Origin of the sequence: Halorubrum sp. SP9 (assembly GCF_005435015.1) — an archaeon.
Classification (GTDB): Archaea; Halobacteriota; Halobacteria; order Halobacteriales; family Haloferacaceae; genus Halorubrum; species Halorubrum sodomense.
In genome coordinates, this window is record NZ_SGXU01000339.1 from 1 (window position 1) to 206 (window position 206).

The window sequence follows — 206 nt, forward strand, 5'->3', positions numbered from 1 at the left end:
CGCGGCCGCCCAGACAAAGCCGTTCACCGGTGGGGGGATTTTGTACAGTATGACAGCTGCCGATATTGCTGCGTCCACGATTGATCCGTCGGTGCCGTCCACACTCGACGCGTATGAGCACGCGTGGCGCGATACGCTTGCGACAGAGATCCGGCTTGGATCGCTGCTGCGGCGGTGTTACTCGCTGCCCGAACCGATCCAACGTC

The 206-nt window shown here is 62.1% G+C and carries 1 protein-coding gene; it reads left to right on the forward strand.

Features of this window, described 5'->3' with window-relative positions:
• Window positions 1-206, forward strand: a 206-nt coding sequence (locus EXE45_RS22045) for an NAD(P)/FAD-dependent oxidoreductase (protein WP_394348155.1), incomplete at both ends; no start/stop codon positions are given.